Genomic DNA, 19,364 nt, shown 5'->3' on the forward strand with positions numbered 1-19,364 from the left:
GTAACGCCGACCCCTGACAGCCTCAGATCGACGTACGCCGATCACCGGAGATCCAGTCGCGCACCAGGGCTGCCAGCGGGGTCGGCTGGCCGTCGAGACTGGTCAGCATGTCGACGCCGTGCCCGCGCTGATCGTCGGTGAAGAACGCGGGCTTGGCGGCCGACTTCTTGACCGCGGCCTGCAGTGTGCTGGGTGAGGTGTCGGAGTCGGTTTTGCTGCACGCGATCAGCAGCGGGATCGTGGTGCGCGCGGCGGCCTGCTCGGCGGGTGTCTCGTCGTACCACGTGGGTGGCCCGGACAGGTCGACGATGGCGCTCGCGCCCGCGTCCTGTCCCTCGGCCAGAGCGATCGTGCCACCCATGGAAGCGCCCACCAGCGTCACCGACGTCGTGGGGCTGCGCCGGGCGTACGCGACCAGCGCAGCCACCTGTTGTCGTGGTGTCGCTGTGCAGTTCGACGGCCCGAATCCGCACTGGTCGACAACGATCAGCCGGACGTCGCCGGTGGCCCAGCGGGCGGCGTACGGCCACCACTGACACAGGTCACCGTCGGACTGGTGCAAGAGGATCCCCACTCGCCCGCCTGTCCCGACCGACGCAACGGACAGGTCACCACCGGCGACTGGAAGCCGTGTCGCTGCCGACGGGCTCTTCGTGGTCACTCCGCACCGTTGCGCCGGATTCGTCACGGCCGCAGCCGAACTCGAGGAAGCCGACGATGTCGTGATGGCTGCAGCGGTGGACGAACTGGATGGTGCGCCGCTCGGGGACCCGCACCCGGCGACCAACCCGAGGGTGAGGGTGAGGATCAACGTCCAGAGCCTGCGCATATGTCAAGATTGACATATGGAGGATCAGCGCGCGAGAGGATCGACCTCTTTGTTGGGGCATGCCCTCCTCGGGATGCTCGCGCGTGCGCCCGGGACCGGCTACGACCTGTCGCAGCGGATGCAGCGCACGATCAGCTTCTACTGGACGTGGCAGCACAGCCAGATCTACGGCGCGTTGCGTCAGCTCGACGAGCACGGGTTGATCCGGCACCGAGTCATCGCCGGCGCTGGTCCGCGGGACACGAAGCGGTATTCGCTGACCGCAGCGGGTCGGCGGGCGTTGACGACGTGGGTGGGGACGACACCCGAAGCCCACGATGACCGCGATCCCCTGCTGCTGCGGGTGCATTCGCTGTGGACGGTGGATCGTGCTGCAGCGACCGCGCTCCTCCAGCAGGCCCGGGCTGACAGCGTCGAGCGGCTGGCGTACTACACCGCCATCGCGCAGGAGATCGCGGTCGATGGACACAGCGCGGACCCGGCGCATCCGGACTTCGCCAGTTACGCGACCGTGCAGGCCGGGATCATCTTCCGACGCGGCCGGATCGAGTGGTGCGACGGGCTGTTGGCGGCGCTGGACGGGGCGACTCTGCCGGCGGTTTGGTAACGGCTGCCCCATTTTCGGGCTGAGACAGGGGCATCCGCTACCAAAGCTGGCTGCGCGTGGTGGCGGTCAGGCGACGAGCGCGTGGCGTGAGCGCAGCACCCGCGAGCGGGCCAGCATCGCAGCGCCGCCGCCCACGGCGATCGCCGCGCCGATGGCCGACACCAACAGCAGGCCGGCGCCGAAGCCACCCGCGTCGATGGCGACTCCGGCCAGCGGTGCACCCAGCGCCGAGCCAGCGGTCATGAAGGAGCCGTGCCAGCCCATTGCCTCGCCACGCGCCACCGCGGGAACGACTCGACTGACCGCATCCACCGTGGCGGTGATCGTCGGCGCGCAGAACAACCCGGAGAACACCGCGAGGATGGCGAATACCCACATGTTCGGCGCGAACGCCATCGGCACGGTCGTGAGCGCCAACATCAGCAGCAGGATGAACGGGGAGAACCCGCGCGACATCGCGCCGTAGACCAGGCCGCCGACCAGCGATCCGAAGCTCCAGGGGATCAGCACGACGGCCAACTGCGATACGGCATCCCAGTGCCGCATGGCCGCAACGATCGCCACGTCGGACCCGCCGAGCACAATCGTCGAGGCGGTGGCTGCCAGGCAGATCGCGACAAACGGGACCTTGAACCACGAGCGGCGGCTGGTGGCACCCACCTCGGACTCGTCGACCTCGGCCGAACGAAGAGCCGGGTTGGCCCACCACAGAAGCGCAGCGAGTACGACGCCGAGCATCTCGATCCCGAACAGCACCCAGGAGGTGGGCAGGAAGGTGGTCAGCCAGACCACGATGACCGGACCCACCATGAAGGCCAACTCCACCGACATACCGTCCAGCGACAACGCCGTGCGGCGCTGGTCGTCGGGAACGGCCGCAATCACGCCCTGGCGGATGATCGAGAACGTCGGAACCACGAACAACCCGCCGATCACGGCCAGCACCAGCAGCGGGACGTAGCCGACGAACGGTGCGATCGACCAGCAGACCGCACTGACGATCATCGACGGCACCAGCACCCGGCGCAGCCCCATCCGGTCCAGCAGCCGACCACGCCACGGGCCGGAGATCGCAATGGCGATCGTCGCCGCGGCCGCGACCAGACCCGCGTCGGCGTAGCTGTGACCGAGGTGGGTCACGACGTGCAGGGTCAGGATGATGCCGGCGCTGAAGATCGGCATCCGCAGCAGGAATCCCAGCAACAACACGCGGCGAGCGTCCCGGATGGACAGGACGCTCTGGTAGGGCTGCAGGGACATGACGGTCATACTTCCATTTCGAAACTTCGATGTGCAACTGTTTTCCAGGATGCGGAACAGTGGATCACCTGGGATCATTCCCGCCGGCACCGACATCCACGCCAGCCACCCGTTAGGGGGGAAGAGTTAGGTAGGGCTGTCTTGAATGATTCCAGACTGCGCGATTGGTTGGAATCACTCGAGCGCAAGGAGATCCGAAATGTCGGACAGCACCAAGACGTCCATCGAAACCGCGCCCAGCCCAGAGGCGAACCTGGGCTCCACCACGGACACCGGCGCACCCGCTGTCAGTGACCGCAACTCCCTCACGATCGGCAACGACGGTCCGATCCTGTTGCACGACGTGCACTTCCTGAACCAGATGGCGCACTTCAACCGCGAGCGCGTCCCGGAGCGGAACGTGCACGCGAAGGGTTCCGGTGCGTTCGGCGTCTTCGAGACCACCGAAGACGTCAGCAAGTACACCAAGGCGGCGCTCTTCCAGAAGGGCACCAAGACCGACATGCTGGCGCGTTTCTCCACCGTTGCCGGCGAGCAGGGTTCGCCGGACACCTGGCGCGACCCGCGCGGTTTCGCGTTGAAGTTCTACACCACCGAAGGCAACTACGACCTGGTCGGCAACAACACCCCGGTCTTCTTCATCCGCGACACGATGAAGTTCCCGCACTTCATCCGCTCCCAGAAGCGGCTCGGCGGGTCGGGTCTGCGCGACAACCACATGCAGTGGGACTTCTGGACGCTGAACCCGGAGTCGGCGCACCAGGTGACCTACCTGATGGGCGACCGCGGTATCCCCACGAGCTACCGGCACATGAACGGCTACGGCTCGCACACCTACTTGTGGATCAACGAGGCCGGCGAGAAGCACTGGGTCAAGTACCACTTCCACTCCGACCAGGGTGTCGAAGGCTTGACCGGACAGGACGCGACCCGGATCGCCGGTGAGGACGCCGACTTCCACCGTCGCGACCTACGCGAGGCGATCGACGCCGGTGACTTCCCCAGTTGGACCCTGTCGATCCAGGCGATGCCGTACGAGGACGCCAAGGACTACCACCTCAACCCGTTCGACCTGACCAAGATCTGGCCGCACAGCGACTATCCGTTGATCAAGGTCGGCACGATGACCCTGAACAAGAACCCGGACAACTTCTTCGCCCAGATCGAGCAAGCGGCCTTCGAACCCTCCGCGATCGTCCCGGGCATCGGCTTCTCCCCCGACAAGATGCTGCTCGGGCGCGCGTTCGCCTACTCCGACACCCACCGCTACCGGATCGGCCCCAACTACCTGCAGTTGCCGGTCAACCAGCCGCGGGTGGAGAACCTCAACACGTACACCTTCGACGGTCCGATGGCCTACGAGCACAGCGGCAACGACCCGGTCTACGCCCCCAACAGTGCCGGCCGTGGGTACGCCGATGTGGTCGGTGAGGTCGAGGACGGCTGGGAAACCGACGGCGCCATGGTCCGCGCGGCGTACACCCTGCGCCGCGACGACGACGACTACAGCCAGGCCGGCGCCCTTGTGCGCGAGGTGTGGAACGACGAGCAGCGTGCCGCCTTCGTCGACACTGTCGCCGGCCACCTACTGGGCGGCGTGAAGTCACCGGTGCTGGAGAAGGCGTTCGACTACTGGAAGAACGTCGACGCCGACACCGGCGCTGCGATCGAAGCCAAGGTCAAAGCCGACTCGAAGGCGCCGAACCCTGGTGGCGAAGCCGACGCCGCCAAGGACAACGACCCGATCAAGGAAGACGCCTCGAACGCCGCGCACTGAGTACCCACCACCGGCAGACGGGTACGCCGACCGGCGTACCCGTCTGCCGTTCTCATGTCCCTAGAAAACGCGAGGGGTACGTCGACTGAGGGGTCGACGTACCCCTCGCCGTGTGCTTGCGACAAGAAATCTTCCGGGGTCGGGAATTATCCGGAGACGCCCTCCGTTAAAACCGGAGTAAGCCTCCGCACGAACGCAAAGGAACCACCATGGGCACCTCCCCCGTCGTCCGGTCGACCACTTCCGCGCTACTGCACCGCACGCACCGGCGCACGCTGATCAGCCACCCGCGAAACGACCGCGACTCGACCTTCACCTTCCGCCCGATGCGCCGGGAAGCCGAGCTGGCCACCGAAGGGCGCCCCGCGATCTGAAGGCGGACCCGATTCCGCGCACGCACCGCAACTGGATAGAGTCGAAACCGTGGCACAACACTTTGACGTCGTCGTCCTGGGAGCCGGACCTGGCGGGTATGTCGCCGCCATCCGTGCCAGTCAACTGGGCCTGAAGGCTGCAGTGATCGAGAAGAAGTACTGGGGTGGTGTCTGTCTCAACGTCGGGTGCATCCCCTCGAAGGCATTGCTGCGCAACGCGGAGTTGTCGCACATCCTGACCAGCGAGAAGGACAAGTTCGGCATCACCGGTGATGCGTCGATGTCCTACGAGCCCACGCATGCCCGCAGCCGCCAGGTGTCGGCCGGCATCGTCAAGGGCGTGCACTACCTGATGAAGAAGAACAAGATCACCGAGATCGACGGCTGGGGCACCTTCAAGGACGCCAAGACCATCGAGGTCAACTTCAACGACGGCAGCACCGACACCATCACCGGCGACAAGATCATCATCGCGACCGGCGCCACGACCCGACTGATCCCCGGCACCGAACTGTCCGAGCGGGTCGTCACCTACGAAGAGCAGATCCTCGACCCGGTCCTGCCGAAGTCGATCATCATCGCCGGATCCGGTGCCATCGGCGTCGAATTCGCCTACGTCATGAAGAACTTCGGCGTTGACGTCACCATCGTGGAATTCCTCGACCGGATGGTGCCCACCGAGGACGCCGACGTGTCCAAGGAACTGGCCAAGCACTACAAGAAGCTCGGCGTGAAGGTCCTGACCAAGACCAAGGTCGAGTCGATCGAAGACACCGGCTCCAGCGTCAAGGTGACCGTCTCCCCCGCCGACGGCGGCGAGCAGAAGGTGCTCGAGGCCGACAAGGTGTTGCAGGCCATCGGTTTCGCACCGCGCCTGACCGGCTACGGCCTGGAGAACACCGGGGTCAAGATCACCGAACGCAAAGCGATCGAGATCGACGACTACTGCCGCACCAACGTCCCCGACGTCTACGCGATCGGCGACGTCACGGGCAAGTTGATGCTGGCGCACACCGCCGAAGCGCAGGGTGTCGTCGCCGCCGAGACGATCGCGGGCGCGGAGACCATGCCGTTGGAGTACGTGATGATCCCGCGCGCGACGTACTGCCAGCCGCAGGTGGCCTCCTTCGGGTACACCGAGGCGCAGGCCAAGGACCTGGGGTACGACGTGAAGACCGCGCAGTTCCCGTTCTCCGCCAACGGCAAGGCCCAAGGCCTCGGCGAGGCAGTCGGATTCGTCAAGATCGTCGCCGACGCCAAGCACAACGAGTTCCTCGGCGCGCACCTGATCGGGCCGGACGTCACCGAACTCCTGCCGGTGCTCACCCTGGCTCAGCGCTGGGATCTGACCGCCGACGAGGTGGCCCGCAACGTCTTCGCCCACCCCACGCTGGGTGAGTCGGTCAAGGAGGCCGTCGAAGGCATCGTCGGCCACATGATCAACCTGTAGTCCGGCACATGAAGACGGCCTTCGTCCTCGGCGGGGGCGGTCTGTTGGGAGCGACCCAGATCGGTGGGATGCGCGCTCTGCTGGAGAGCGGCGTACACCCCGATCTGGTCGTCGGCACCAGCATCGGTGCGATCAACGGGGCACACATCGCCTTCTCGCCCACCGTCGAGACCCTCGACGCGTTGGCGGAGCACTGGGTGCGCCTGTCCAGCGCGCGCAGCCTGCGCGACTTCCGCACGGTCGCTCCGACCGACCCCGGTGCGGAACGCCCGCGCCGATTCGGTCGCCGCCGGATCGGCCTGCGCCGACCGTCCTACCTCTATCCAGCGGGGCCGTTCCTGCGGATGCTGCGATCGACGCTGCCGACGCAGACCTTCGACAACCTGGAACTGCCATTCCAGTGCGTGGCTGCATCAGTGGAACGCGCTGTGGCGCAGTGGTTTACCAGTGGACCGTTGGCGGAGGCCGTCATGGCTTCGTGCTCGGTGCCCGGACTCTTCCCGCCCTTCCGGATCGGGGATGAGCACTACTACGACGGCGGGTTGGTGCACTCCATCCCGATCGGGCGGGCCATCGCGCTGGGCGCCACCCGCATCTACGTGCTGCACGTCGGCCGGGTCGAGCAGCCACTGGAACCGCCGGAGTGGCCCTGGGAGGTCGGCACCGTCGCGTTCGAGATCGCCCGTCGGCACCGCTACATGGAGGAAATCGCCGAGACTCCGGCCGACATCGAGTTGCACGTCATGCCCTCCGGCACGGACGACGCGCCGATGGTGTCCCTGCTACACCTGAACACCGAATTCGTCACCGGCCGCATCGATGCGGCCCACCGTGCTGCGTTGAGCTATCTCGAGCAGGAGCGATGAACCTGCCCGTTGCGCCGACGCCGGTCCGTCGCACGTTCCAGCCGTTGATCATGCTGCTGGAGATCGCCTTCCTCATCATCATCGGAGCCTTCAGCGGCCTGATGGTCCTGCTGGGCATGTTTCCCTTCGCCCGCAAAGCAATCCGGCTGTGCATCATGGCCACCGGACTGATCGGTCTCGACCTGTTCATCACCTTGGGGTGCTGGCGGCTGTGGCTCCTGCGCAGGTTCGGTCGCAGCGACCCGGCCACCTGGCGCACCGATCACATCCGCCTGCTCGGCGACACCCTGGACAGATACGTGCGCGTTGCGCAACGAGTGGTGGGCTTCCGCGTTGCCGCCACCGACCTGACCCAGCCCCTCTACGACGACGAACCGGTGCTCTTCCTCGCGCGGCACGCAGGACCGGGCGACTCGCTGCTCATCGCCTGGCTCATCTCGCACGAGTTGCACCGGGCACCGCGTGTGGTGCTCAAACGCTTCCTGATGTGGGATCCGGCGATCGATCTGATCATCCACCGTCTCGATGGCTACTTCCTGCCGCCCAAGGGCACACCGGCCGCGCAGCGCAAAGCCTCGCTCACGGCGTTCTGCGCATCCATGGGTCCGCACGATGGTGCGATGGTCTTCCCGGAGGGCCAGAACTGGACGCCGGCCCGGCACGCGGCGGCGATCGAAAGTGACCGCGCCAGTGACGATCCCGAGGCCGCGATGCGCGTCGCCTGGTTGGAACGCCACCCCACCGTCTTGACGCCGCGGGTCGGCGCCGCGGCCAACTTCATCGACGCCGTGCCAGGTCTGCGGGTGATCTGCATCTGGCACGCGGGCGTAGAGGACCTACACACCCTCAAGGCGGTCTGGGCCGCGATCCCCCTGCGGGAACCCGCGCACGTCCGCTTCACCGAGCGTCGTCCGGTGCCCACCGGAGCGGCGCTGAAGGACTACCTCTACGACGAGTGGGGCGAGTTGGACGACTGGTCCCGGCAGATCAGTCACCACCCGGCGACACCGGGCGAACGCCCGCTCTATACCGAGCAGATCACCACGCGGTCATTCCTCACTCAGTTGCGGGCGTCGTCGCGGCGCGCAAAGCGAACGTAAGCCCGTCGATCCGCGCTCGCACCTCACCGTCGGTGGCCAATCGCTCGCCGATCGTGGTGGCCACCTTCTGCACCTGCTCCTGGGTCAGACCCGGCGCAAGAACGATCCCCAACCGCAGCACGCCCGGTCCGACGTCGGAGCCGTCCTCGAGGGTCACATCGACAACCGCATCGAGATCACGTACGGCGACCCGAACCTTCTCGGCCACGAACGGGTCCGCATGGGCTGGCAGCCAATCCTGTTGCTGCGCAAGAGCCCACAGCATGCTGGGTCGAACGACCACCTGTGTCGCGGTGCCGGGATCGACGACCAGCACATCGCACTGCTCACTGATCGCAGCCCGGGCCGCGACAGGAGCCAACACCGGCGAGGGCCGCGCGTCGCTGCTCCACGCCGCCAGCGAGTCCAGCCCGGTGAAGACGGGCAATGCCCGCTCCCCCTGCGGGCCCTGCACGATGACCGTCGCCATCGACGCGGCCTTATCGCCGCCGTGCTCATCGCGACCTTCTTCGGTCGCCACCACCGGGACCAACACCCGGGCGTCAGCCAGGGCGCTCATCCAGCAGCGCTCATCCTGGGTCAGCGACGCCCGAAGGGCAGGATCCGCCGAGCCGTCGTCCGCACCGAAGCCGGTGTCGGTGACCTCGCGGCCGCCCCAGGGCAGCCCGGCCGAATCAGTCACGGGCGGCCCGCGAGGTCGAGAGCTTCGGGCAGGCCGAACGCGCCGCGGTAGAGCGCCGACCCGATGATCGCCCCCTCGACCCCAGCAGGAACCATCGCTCGCAATGCTTCGATGTCCGCGAGGGTGGACACGCCGCCGGAGGCCACCACCGGTCGGTCCGTTCGGTCGCAAACCTGTTGCAGTAGAGAGATATTCGGCCCTTGAAGCATGCCGTCCTTGGCGACGTCGGTGACGACGTACCGAGCGCAGCCCTCGCTGTCCAGCCGGGCCAGGGTCTCCCACAGATCGCCACCTTCCTTGGTCCAGCCCCGCGCCGCCAGTGTCGTACCCCGCACGTCGAGGCCGACGGCGATCCGGTCGCCGTACTGGGCGATCGCGGCCGCGGTCCACTCCGGGTCCTCCAGAGCGGCTGTGCCCAGGTTGACCCGCCGGCATCCGGTGGCCAACGCCCGCTCGAGGGTCTCCTGGTCCCGGATGCCACCGGACATCTCGACCTTGATGTCGAGGCGTCCGACGATGTCGGCGAGCAACGGTGCGTTGCTGCCCCGCCCGAACGCCGCGTCGAGGTCAACCAGGTGCAGCCATTCGGCACCCTGGTCCTGCCACGCCTTCGCCGCCTCCCATGGGTCGCCGAACTGGCCACCGGTGCCGGCCACCCCCTGCACCAGCTGGACGGCCTGGCCGCCGGCGACATCGACCGCCGGCAGCAACTCGAGGCGTGCCTCACTCACAATGGGTCCTTCCGAACGTGACGATGATTAGTTGAAGCTCTGAATCCAGTTGCGCAGGAGGGCCGCTCCCGCATCCCCGGACTTCTCCGGGTGGAACTGCGTGCCCCACAGGGCGCCGTCCTGGAGGGCGGCGACGAAGGGTTGGCCGTGCTCGGCGTGGGCGATCTGTGCAGCGCTCGAATCGGTGGCTGCGTAGGAATGCACGAAGTAGAACCGCTGGTCGGCGATCCCGTCGAACATCGGCAGTTCCGCGGCATCCGTCACCAAGGACCAGCCCATGTGCGGGACGACCGGAGCCTGCAGGCGGCTGACCAGACCGTTGACGACACCCAGCCCCGGGAGCGGCTCGCCTGCGGGCTCGGTGGAGCCGTCGAAGAGGATCTGATGGCCGACGCAGACGCCGAGCACCGGTGCGGTATCGGCGAGTCGTTGCCGGATGAGCGCGTCGCCGCCGACCTCCAGCAGGCCGCGCATACAGGCGTGGAAGTTGCCGACGCCCGGCACGTAGAGTCCGTCGGCCCGGCGTACGACGTCGGGGTCGGCAGTCAAGGTGACCTGCGCGCCCACCCGGGTCAGCATCCGCAAGACCGAGTGCACGTTGCCGCTGCCGTAGTCGAGTACGGCGACCGTTGCCGTCATGAGGACTTCAGCTCCTCGGCGATGTCGCGCTCCTCACGGGTCACCTTCTCGAACCGGCGGACCGACCGCTCGTCGGGTTCGACGAGCGCAGCGCCGGAAGCGTGCCGCACAGCACCTGGTTCCAACAACTCGGCGCCGGGCAGACCCAGCGCGTCGATGAGATCGTGCAGTAGCTCATCGGGAGCAAGAGCGGTGTCTCGCAGGACCCCTTCGACGTGGGGCAGGTCTTCGCGCACGATGCCCGCGACGTTGACCAGGTCGGCCGGACGCACCGCCGGGAAGGGTGTCGGTCCGCTGGGCCCCTGGCCGGTCTGCCAGATGAGCCAGCGCGGCACCGCACGCCATCCGGGCGGGTGCACGACGAGAACGGCGCGCGCGTCGATCACGGCGAAACACAACGCGGCGCGCAGACCGGAGGGAATCGGCCGGTTGGTCAACATCGGGACCGATTTGTCGTACGGCGCGCTCGTGCGAGCCTCCGCGCCGGCCGGCACGACTGCGGTCCAGCCCCCCACCGGCACCACGTAGGCCGGCACGGACCCGCGCCGCAACCACGCGGTGACCCGGTGGGTGTCACTGCGCAGCAACAGCAGCAGGGTGTCCGCGGTCATCGTCGCTAGAGCGCGCCTTTGGCGCTCGGGATGCCCACGACCCGCGGATCCCGCTCGACGGCGAAGCGCAGAGCGCGCGCGACGGCTTTGAACTGGCACTCGGCGATGTGGTGCGGATCGCGGCCGGACAGCAGACGCACGTGCAGGGCGATCCCGGCGTGCGTCGCGAAACTCTGGAAGACGTGCTGGGTCAACGAACCGGTGTAAGCGCCACCGATGATGACGTACGCCTGGGCGTCCGGCTCCCCCTCGTGCACGAAGAACGGCCGACCCGCGACATCGACGACGGCTTGCGCCAGGGCCTCGTCCAACGGCACCAGCGCATCGCCGAAGCGGCTGATCCCGCTCTTGTCCCCCAGCGCCTCTCGGACCGCGTCGCCGAGCACGATGGCGGTGTCTTCGACGCTGTGGTGCGCGTCGATGTCGATGTCACCGGTCGTGGTGACCTTCAGGTCGATCAGGCTGTGCCGGGCGAAACTGTCGAGCATGTGGTCGTAGAACCGCACCCCTGTGCTGACTTCCGCTTCGCCGGTGCCGTCAAGGTCCAGCCACAGATCGACCGAACTCTCTTTGGTGGACCGCTGCAGGTGCGCGGTCCGGTGCTGCTGGCTCACAGTGTCTCCTCCTGCAGCACGATGCTGCCGTCCTCGATGCTCTCGCGCAGTACCCGCAACACGGTCTGCGTCTCCTGCGGTGTGCCGGCGGTGATCCGCAGATGGTTGGGGATGCCGACGTCGCGGACCAGGACCCCGCGATCCAGCAGCACCTGCCAGGCGGCCGCGGCATCCGCGAATCCGCCGACCAAGACGAAGTTGGCGTCCGAGGGAACCGGCTTCAGGCCGAGTTGGCCTGTGACCGCGGCCAATTCGTCGCGGGTGGCCTTGATGTCCTCGACCATGGACAGCATCGTGCCCGCGTGTTCCAGGGCCGCCTCGGCAACGGCTTGGGTGACCGAGGACAGGTGGTAGGGCAACCGCACCAGCCGCAGCAACTGGGTGAGTTCGGGATCAGCGGCCAGATAGCCCAACCGCACGCCGGCGAACGCGAACGCCTTCGACATCGTGCGGGTCACAACCAGCCGTTCGCGCCCGGGCAGCAAGGTCAGCGCGCTGCGTGTGCCCGGCCGCGCGAACTCGGCGTACGCCTCGTCGACGACCACGATGCCGTCCGGCAGCGCGTCGTAGACCGCCTCCACGATGTCGAGGCCGATCGCGGTGCCGGTGGGATTGTTCGGGGAGCACAGGAAGACGATGTCCGGGCGGTGCTCGCGGACCTGCTGCACGGCGAGCTCGGCGTCCACGTCGTAGTCCGCGCCAGTGGCGTTGCGCAGCCCGTCGACCCAGCCGGTGCCTGCGCCACGGCTGATGATCGGGTGCATGGAGTACGCCGGGGTGAAGCCGAGCGCGACCCGACCGGGACCGCCGAACGCCTGAACGATGTGTGAGAGCACCTCGTTGGAGCCATTGCCGGCCCACAACTGCTCCGGCGACAGTTCGACGCCGGTGGCGATCTGTAGGTAACCCGCCAACGCCGTTCGGAGAGCGACGAATTCGCGGTCGGGGTAGCGGTTCAGGTCCGGAGCAACCTGCGCCACGCGTGCGGTGATCGCCTCGACGACGTCGTCCGGCACGGAGTAGGAGGACTCGTTGGTGTTCAAGGCGACGGCCACGGGAAGCTGCGGCGCGCCGTACGCCGATTGGCCGCGCAGGTCCGGACGCAGCAGATCAGTCAGCCGGCTGCGTGACTGGATGTCCTCGCTCATGGCAGCGCGTCACCGAAGCGCGCCGTCACGGCCTGGCCGTGCGCCGGCAGGTCCTCGGAGTTGGCCAGGGTCACCACGGTTGCCGCGACGTCCGCGAGCGCCTCGCGGGTGTAGTCGACCACGTGGATGCCGCGCAGGAACGACTGCACCGACAAACCGGCACTGTGGCAGGCACACCCACCGGTCGGCAGGACGTGGTTGGAGCCGGCGGCGTAGTCGCCGAGACTGACCGGCGCGTAGTCACCGACGAAGATCGCCCCGGCGTTGCGGATCCCGGCCGCGACCTCAGCGGCGTCGCGGGTCTGGATCTCCAGGTGCTCGGCGCCGTACGCGTCGACGACCCGCACGCCGGCCTCGACATCGTCCACCAGGACGATTCCGGACTGCGCACCGCTGAGCGCTTCCTTGACGCGGATCTCGTGTTTGGTGCGCGAAACTCGTTCCTGCAGAGCGGTTTCGACCGCATCGGCCAGCTCGGGCGAATCGGTGACCAGGACCGAAGCCGCCAACGGGTCGTGCTCGGCCTGACTGATCAGGTCCGCCGCGACGTACTGCGCATCAGCGCTGTCGTCGGCCAGGATCGCGATCTCGGTCGGGCCGGCTTCGGCGTCGATGCCAATGACCCCCTGCAGGAGCCGCTTGGCGGCGGCGACGTAGATGTTGCCGGGCCCGGTCACCAGATTGACCGGCTCGCACACCACGGTGCCGTCGTCTTCGCGCGCGCCGTAGGCGAACATCGCGATCGCCTGAGCACCACCGACGGTGTAGACCTCATCGACACCCAGCAACTCACAGGCGGCCAGGATCGTGGGGTGTGGGTACCCGGCGTACGCACCGGTGTTGTCGGCCTGGGGCGGGCTGGCCACGGCCAGCGACCCGACGCCGGCGACCTGGGCCGGCACGACGTTCATGACCACGCTGCTGGGGTACACCGCCCGGCCACCGGGCACGTAGAGCCCGACGCGCTCGACGGGCACGTGCCGCTCGATGACCACACCACCGGGGACGACCTGAGTGACGGTGTCCACGCGCCGCTGATCCTCGTGCACGAGGCGGGCCCGGCGGATGGACTCCTCCAGCGCCGAACGTACGTCGCTCGGCAGGTCGCGCAATGCGCTGGCCAACACCTCGGCGGGCACCCGCAGCTGCGTGGGACGGACGTGATCGAAACGCTCCCCCAGGTCGCGCAGCGCCTCGGCGCCATGCTCGCGGACCTGCTCACAGATCGGGCGCACCGTCCCGAGGGCGGCGTCGACATCGAACTCGGCGCGGGGCAGCACGGTGCGCAGCTGGCGGGCGTCAAGGCGCGCCAGCGCATCACCGCGCAGGTCGATACGGGAGATCACGGTCCCATTCTAGGGAACTACCTGGTCGGTTCCCGGTCCCGTCCGGCGTCTGGATCGTGCTCGTAGAACTCCCGTTCCATCACACCGCGGGCCCGTCGGGCCATCCGCAGGTAGTCGTTGCGCAACATCTCCCCCGCCCCCTGGCCCATTCCCAGGACGCTCGCGATGCCGTTGGCGTCCACGATGTCCGACGGCAGCGAGTCGACGGCGCGGCCACGCCACAACACCGAGGCGTTGCGGATCCGGGTCGCCATCGTCCAGGACTGCTCCAACGCTTCGGCGTTCTCCGCGCTGATCAGATCGCAGTCGACCATGGCGTGCAGGGGGGTGATCGTCGCGGGGTTGCGGATCTGCGGGAACTGCCCGGCGTACCGCAGCTGCATCAACTGCACGGTCCATTCCACGTCGGACAGCCCGCCGCGGCCCAGTTTCAGATGCGTGAGGGGGTCGCCGCCGCGCGGGATGCGCTCGGCCTCGACCCGCGCCTTGAGGAGGCGGATCTGGCGGATCGCGGACGCGGAGATGCCGTCGGCGGGGTAGCGCAACGGATCGATCAGCGCGATGAACCGTTGGCCCAGATCGGCGTCGCCGGCGACCGGCGTAGCCCGCAGCAGGGCCTGGGCTTCCCAGCCCTCCGACCACCGGGCGTAGTAGGCGGCGTACGACTCGAGGGTCCGCACCAGCGGACCGGACCGACCTTCGGGCCGCAGATCGGCGTCGATGCCCAACGCCGGATCCGGGCCGGCGCCGCTGAGCCAGCGGCGTACCTCGGTCACGATCCGTTCGGCCTGGCTCTGCGCCAGCTGGGCATCGACTCCCGGCAACGGGTCATGCACGAACAGGACGTCCGCGTCACTGGAGTAACCGGTCTCCCCACCACCGAGCCGGCCCATCCCGATGATCGCGACCCTGGTGACGATCGTGCCCTGTGCTCGCTGTGCGGCCCGAATAGCGACGTCGAGAACAGCCTGCAGTGTCGCGGCGGTGAGGTCGGTCAGTCCGTCCTCGATGTCCAACAGTTCCAAGCGCCCGGCCAGGTCGGCGGTGGCGATCCGGATGAGTTCGGCGCGACGGATGGTGCGCACCGCCGTCACCGCCTCCTGGTCGTCGCCGCGGTGCCGCTCGACCGCCACGTGCATCGACTCGGTGATCTCCGGGCGAGGACGAGGTCGCAGTGCGTCGGTGTCACCGAACATCGCCACCGTCGAGGGCGCCCGCTCGATCAGCCCGCCGACGTACCGACTGCTGGCCAGAACCCGCGCCAGAATGTCTGCGGCGCCGCCTTCGTCGCGCAGCATCTTCAGATACCAGTGCGTCGAACCCAAAGCATCGGAGACCTTGCGGAAGGCCAGCAGACCCATGTCCGGGTCGGCCTCGTCGGCGAACCGGCGCAGCAGCACCGGCAACAGGGTGCGCTGGATCGCAGCGCGCCGACTGACCCCGACCGTCAGCGCCTCGATATGCCGCATCGCGCCGGCCGGATCGCGGTAGCCCAGGGCCGCGAGTCGCTGCTCGGCGTCCTGGGTGGTCAGGCGGGCGTCGTCATCGGTGAGGCGGGCGACCGCGCTGAGCAGCGGCCGATAGAACAATCGCTCGTGCAGCCGGCGGGCCTTGCGCGACTCCTCGGCCCGGAGCGTCTGCACCTGGCCGACCGGGTCGGCGGTGAAACCGACCGCCCGCCCCAGCCGGCGCAGGTCGTGCTCGGCGACCGGCATCAGATGGGTGCGTTTCATCCGCCACATCTGGATCCGATGCTCCAGCACGCGCAGCACCCGATAGGCGTCGTCCAGGTCGTGGGCGTCGGTACGCCCGACGTACCCGCCGCGGGACAGCGACTCCAGACCAGACAGCGTGGATCGCACCCGCAACCGCGGATCGGTACGGCCATGCACCATCTGCAGCAACTGGACGCTGAACTCGATGTCCCGTAGGCCGCCCTTGCCGAGTTTGAGCTCGCGTTCGGCTTCGCCGGGCGGCAGGAGTTGCTCGACCCGTCGACGCATCGCTTGGGCGTCCGAGACGAAGTTGTCGCGGCTGCTCGCCTGCCACACGAACGGCTGCACCGCATCCAGGTAGGCCTGGCCGACCTCCGGGTCCCCGGCGACCGGACGGGCCTTGAGCAAGGCCTGGAACTCCCAGGTGCTGGCCCAGCGCTCGTAGTAGTACCGGTGGTTCTCCACCGACCGCACGAGCGGCCCCGCCTTGCCCTCGGGCCGCAACGCTGCGTCGACCTGCCACAGGCTGCCCTCCGCGGTACGGATCGAGCAGGCGCGCATCAGCTCACTGGCCACCTCCGCCCCGATCCGCATCGCGTCGGGTTCGGGTACGCCGGGTGCGGGCTCCGCGACGAAGATCACGTCGACGTCGGAGATGTAGTTCAGCTCCCGCCCGCCGGTCTTGCCCATCGCGATCACCGCGAGGCGGACCTGATCGGAGTCCGCGACGCGGGCAGCGGCGATCCGGTGGGCCGCTTCCAGCGCAGCCCCCGCCGCTTCGGCGAGCGCCTCCGCGACCGCGGGTAACGCCTCGAACGGATCGGAGGTCAGGTCGATCGCGGCAATCCGACACACCCGCCGGTCGTAGGCGACTCGCAGCGCGTCGTACGCCGCTTCCGGTGCACCCCCCGTGGCCGGCAGGACCCCCTCGACCGCCGCAACCATGTCGGCCCGGACGACGTCCGCCGGATCCAGCTCGGCGTTGACCACCTCGACCCAGGACTGGGGGTGTTTGACCAGGTGATCACCGAACGCGGCGGATGCACCGACAACCGCGATCAGCCGGTGCACGCGGACGTCGCACGTGCCCAGCACGTCCGCCACCGCCGTACGCTGCTGGTCGTCCATCACCTCCCGAAGGCGGGTGAGCGTCAGCAGCGCCTGATCCGGATCGGGTGCCTTGGCCAGGCACCGGACCAGGCCCGGGGCCCAGTCGCCGAGCTCCTCGACGAACGCCAGACCGCGATCGGTGTCCAGGACGCCAGCCCGCACCAACGCGGCGCGTGGCGACTCGGCGCGGGGGGTGGCCATCAGAGCGCTCCCGGCCCGGTCACGGCAGGCTGAGGTACTCGTCGAGCTCGAAGCGCGTGACCTGGTCGCGGTAGGCAGCCCACTCAGCGCGCTTGTTGCGCAAGAAGAAGTCGAAGACGTGCTCGCCGAGGGTTTCGGCGACCAACTCGCTCTCCTCCATCAGATGGATCGCGTGATCCAGCGACGCCGGCAGCGGGCGCAGACCCATCGCCAGGCGCTCCTGATCGGACAGGTTCCAGACGTCGTCCTCGGACTCCGGCGGCAGTTCGTAGCCCTGCTCGATGCCGCGCATCCCCGCAGCCAGCAGCACGGCGTACGTCAGATACGGGTTGGCTGCCGAGTCGATCGAGCGGATCTCCACCCGGGTGCTGGCGCCCTTGCCCGGCTTGTACATCGGAACCCGGACCATCGCGCTGCGGTTGTTGTGTCCCCAGCAGATGTAGGCCGGGGCCTCGGCGCCGCCCCACAGTCGCTTGTAGGAGTTGACGTACTGGTTGGTGATCGCACTCAGCTCCGGCGCGTGGTGCAGGATCCCCGCAATGAACTGCTGCCCGGTCTGCGAGAGTTGGTAGCGGCCCGCCGGGTCGTGGAAGGCGTTGTTGTCACCCTCGAAGAGCGAAACGTGCGAGTGCATCCCCGAACCGGGCTGGTGCGCAAGGGGTTTGGGCATGAACGACGCGAAGAGTCCGTGCTCCAGCGCGACCTCGCGGATGATCGCGCGGAAGGTCTGGATGTTGTCCGACATCGTCAGCGCGTCGGCGTAGCGCAGGTCGATCTCGTTCTGACCCGGGCCGGCCTCGTGGTGGCTGAACTCCACCGAGATGCCCATCGTCTCCAGCAGCATGATCGCGGCTTTGCGGAAGTCCTGGCCGGTGCCGTGCGGCACGTGGTCGAAGAATCCGGCGTTGTCGACCGGGACCGGGATCTCGCCACTGGCCGGTTTCTTGTCGAAGAGGTAGAACTCGATCTCCGGGTGGACGTAGAACGTGTAGCCGGCCTTGGCGGCGCCGGTGAGCACCCGCTGCAGCACGTTGCGGGGATCAGCCATGCTGGCCCTGCCATCGGGCAGTCGGATGTCGGCGAACATCCTTGCGGTGCCAGGGCGCTCGCCGCGCCAGGTCAGGATCTGGAAGCTGGAGGCATCCGGGCGCACCAACATGTCGGACTCGAAGACCCGGGCCAGCCCCTCGATCGAGCTGCCGTCGAAACCCAGGCCCTCCGAGAAGGCGCCCTCGAGTTCGGCGGGCGCGACGGCCACGGATTTGAGGGTGCCGAGGACATCGGTGAACCACAACCGCACGAAACGGATGTCGTGCTCCTCGATGGTGCGCAGAACGAACTCTTGCTGACGATCCATAGCCCCGATCCTGCCCTATTGGTCCGCGCCGAGGACATCGGTCTCAGTCGAAGACGACGGTCTTGTTCCCGTGTACCAGCACCCGGTCCTCCAGGTGCCAGCGCAGCCCGCGCGCCAGCACCAGCTTCTCGATGTCCCTGCCCTGCCGCACCAGATCCGCGACCGAGTCGGCGTGGTCGACCCGGATCACGTCCTGCTCGATGATCGGTCCGGCGTCCAGGTCTGCCGTGACGTAGTGGCAGGTGGCGCCGATCAGTTTCACGCCGCGCTCGTAGGCCCGGTGGTAGGGCCGGGCCCCCACGAACGAGGGCAGGAAGCTGTGGTGGATGTTGATCGCCCGGCCGGCCCACCGCTCGCACAGCCAGGGCGGCAGGACCCGCATGAACTTCGCCAGCACGATGACGTCCGGATCCAGCGCGTCCACCCGGTCCGCGAGCGCAGCGAACGCCTCCTGTGGGTCGTCCCCGAAGGAGATGCGCCGGAACGGCACACCCATCCGGGTCGCGAAGTCTTCCTGGTCGTGGTGGTTCCCGATGACTTCAAGTACGTCGGCCGGCAGCTCACCGCGATAGGCCCGTCCCAGCAAATCCCCCAGGCAGTGCCCTTCCTTGCTGACCAACAGCACGGCACGCTTGCGGACGCTGGTGTCGGTCACGTGCCATGACGTGCCGGGGCCGAGGTGTCGCACGACCTCGCGGTCGAAACGATCACGCAACTCCTGCACGCTCAGGGACAGCGTGTCGGCCCGGACCGCTTGCCGGGTGAAGAACCAGCCGGTGTCCGGGTCGGAGTGGTAGGCGGCCTCGACGATCCAGGCGCCGATCTCCCCGAGGAACCCGGCGATCCGGGCCACGATGCCGGTGCTGTCCGGGCAGCCGAGAACCAGGACGTAGCGGTCGCCGTCAGTGCTCACCCGCAGATTGTGCCTGAAAACCGATGGTCCCCGG

The 19,364-nt window shown here is 68.0% G+C and carries 18 protein-coding genes; 6 read left to right on the top strand and 12 right to left on the bottom strand.

All coding sequences use genetic code 11. The annotated features are described in order from the left end of the window. Nucleotides 1-22 precede the first annotated feature (22 nt). Nucleotides 23-829 (bottom strand): alpha/beta fold hydrolase, encoded by an 807-nt coding sequence (locus DR843_RS07570; protein ID WP_109684805.1) that lies wholly within the window; start codon nt 827-829, stop codon nt 23-25. Nucleotides 830-845: 16 nt separating this feature from the next. On the opposite strand from DR843_RS07570, the gene DR843_RS07575 reads away from it, so the two are divergent. Further along, a complete protein-coding gene (locus DR843_RS07575) occupies nt 846-1,436 on the top strand; it encodes a PadR family transcriptional regulator (RefSeq protein ID WP_109684806.1) in 591 nt (196 codons plus the stop codon). Nucleotides 1,437-1,502: 66 nt separating this feature from the next. On the opposite strand, the gene DR843_RS07580 is transcribed toward DR843_RS07575, so the two are convergent. Beyond that, nucleotides 1,503-2,696: an MFS transporter gene (locus tag DR843_RS07580; RefSeq protein WP_109688717.1), complete on the bottom strand. Its 1,194-nt coding sequence runs from the start codon at nt 2,694-2,696 to the stop codon at nt 1,503-1,505. Between the two features lie 199 nt (nt 2,697-2,895). Here DR843_RS07580 and DR843_RS07585 point away from each other — a divergent pair, with 199 nt between their 5' ends. The 5 genes from DR843_RS07585 (at nt 2,896) to DR843_RS07600 (ending at nt 8,263) form a co-directional block, all read left to right on the top strand. After that, a complete protein-coding gene (locus DR843_RS07585; protein ID WP_109684807.1) occupies nt 2,896-4,473 on the top strand; it encodes a catalase in 1,578 nt (525 codons plus the stop codon). A 209-nt stretch (nt 4,474-4,682) separates the two neighbouring features. Then, nucleotides 4,683-4,847: a hypothetical protein gene (locus DR843_RS20010; RefSeq protein WP_170119776.1), complete on the top strand. Its 165-nt coding sequence runs from the start codon at nt 4,683-4,685 to the stop codon at nt 4,845-4,847. A 49-nt stretch (nt 4,848-4,896) separates the two neighbouring features. Beyond that, nucleotides 4,897-6,297, top strand: a complete 1,401-nt coding sequence (lpdA, locus tag DR843_RS07590; RefSeq protein ID WP_109684808.1) for a dihydrolipoyl dehydrogenase — start codon at nt 4,897-4,899, stop codon at nt 6,295-6,297. Between the two features lie 8 nt (nt 6,298-6,305). Next, nucleotides 6,306-7,163 carry a patatin-like phospholipase family protein gene (locus tag DR843_RS07595; RefSeq protein WP_109684809.1) on the top strand — a complete coding sequence of 286 codons (858 nt, stop codon included), beginning with the start codon at nt 6,306-6,308 and terminating at the stop codon, nt 7,161-7,163. After that, on the top strand, nt 7,160-8,263 hold the full coding sequence (locus tag DR843_RS07600) for a 1-acyl-sn-glycerol-3-phosphate acyltransferase (RefSeq protein ID WP_109684810.1): 1,104 nt from the start codon (nt 7,160-7,162) through the stop codon (nt 8,261-8,263). Before DR843_RS07595 ends, DR843_RS07600 begins: the two co-directional genes overlap by 4 nt. Here the strand turns inward: DR843_RS07600 and DR843_RS07605 are convergent. From DR843_RS07605 to purU, 10 genes are read right to left on the bottom strand one after another with little or no spacing between them, the layout of a single operon-like run. Beyond that, nucleotides 8,220-8,945: an SseB family protein gene (locus tag DR843_RS07605; protein ID WP_109684811.1), complete on the bottom strand. Its 726-nt coding sequence runs from the start codon at nt 8,943-8,945 to the stop codon at nt 8,220-8,222. The genes DR843_RS07600 and DR843_RS07605 overlap by 44 nt on opposite strands. After that, complete coding sequence (priA, locus tag DR843_RS07610; protein ID WP_109684812.1) at nt 8,942-9,679, bottom strand: bifunctional 1-(5-phosphoribosyl)-5-((5-phosphoribosylamino)methylideneamino)imidazole-4-carboxamide isomerase/phosphoribosylanthranilate isomerase PriA; 738 nt, start codon at nt 9,677-9,679, stop codon at nt 8,942-8,944. The genes DR843_RS07605 and priA overlap by 4 nt, the downstream gene beginning before the upstream one ends. A gap of 24 nt (nt 9,680-9,703) precedes the next feature. Next, nucleotides 9,704-10,315: an imidazole glycerol phosphate synthase subunit HisH gene (gene hisH, locus DR843_RS07615; protein WP_109684813.1), complete on the bottom strand. Its 612-nt coding sequence runs from the start codon at nt 10,313-10,315 to the stop codon at nt 9,704-9,706. Continuing rightward, a complete protein-coding gene (locus DR843_RS07620) occupies nt 10,312-10,926 on the bottom strand; it encodes a hypothetical protein (protein ID WP_109684814.1) in 615 nt (204 codons plus the stop codon). Before DR843_RS07620 ends, hisH begins: the two co-directional genes overlap by 4 nt. A 5-nt stretch (nt 10,927-10,931) precedes the next feature. After that, entirely contained in the window at nt 10,932-11,540 is a 609-nt protein-coding gene (hisB, locus tag DR843_RS07625; protein ID WP_109684815.1) for an imidazoleglycerol-phosphate dehydratase HisB, read from the bottom strand. Next, on the bottom strand, nt 11,537-12,688 hold the full coding sequence (locus DR843_RS07630; protein ID WP_109684816.1) for a histidinol-phosphate transaminase: 1,152 nt from the start codon (nt 12,686-12,688) through the stop codon (nt 11,537-11,539). Before DR843_RS07630 ends, hisB begins: the two co-directional genes overlap by 4 nt. Next, entirely contained in the window at nt 12,685-14,034 is a 1,350-nt protein-coding gene (hisD, locus tag DR843_RS07635; protein WP_109684817.1) for a histidinol dehydrogenase, read from the bottom strand. Before hisD ends, DR843_RS07630 begins: the two co-directional genes overlap by 4 nt. A 17-nt stretch (nt 14,035-14,051) precedes the next feature. Continuing rightward, nucleotides 14,052-17,060, bottom strand: a complete 3,009-nt coding sequence (locus tag DR843_RS07640; protein WP_109684818.1) for a bifunctional [glutamine synthetase] adenylyltransferase/[glutamine synthetase]-adenylyl-L-tyrosine phosphorylase — start codon at nt 17,058-17,060, stop codon at nt 14,052-14,054. 19 nt (nt 17,061-17,079) lie between these two features. Continuing rightward, complete coding sequence (locus DR843_RS07645; protein ID WP_109684819.1) at nt 17,080-18,417, bottom strand: glutamine synthetase family protein; 1,338 nt, start codon at nt 18,415-18,417, stop codon at nt 17,080-17,082. A 43-nt stretch (nt 18,418-18,460) separates the two neighbouring features. Continuing rightward, complete coding sequence (purU, locus tag DR843_RS07650) at nt 18,461-19,330, bottom strand: formyltetrahydrofolate deformylase (RefSeq protein WP_211310199.1); 870 nt, start codon at nt 19,328-19,330, stop codon at nt 18,461-18,463. Nucleotides 19,331-19,364: the final 34 nt, after the last annotated feature.

The organism is Branchiibius hedensis (assembly GCF_900108585.1).
GTDB lineage: Bacteria > Actinomycetota > Actinomycetes > Actinomycetales > Dermatophilaceae > Branchiibius > Branchiibius hedensis.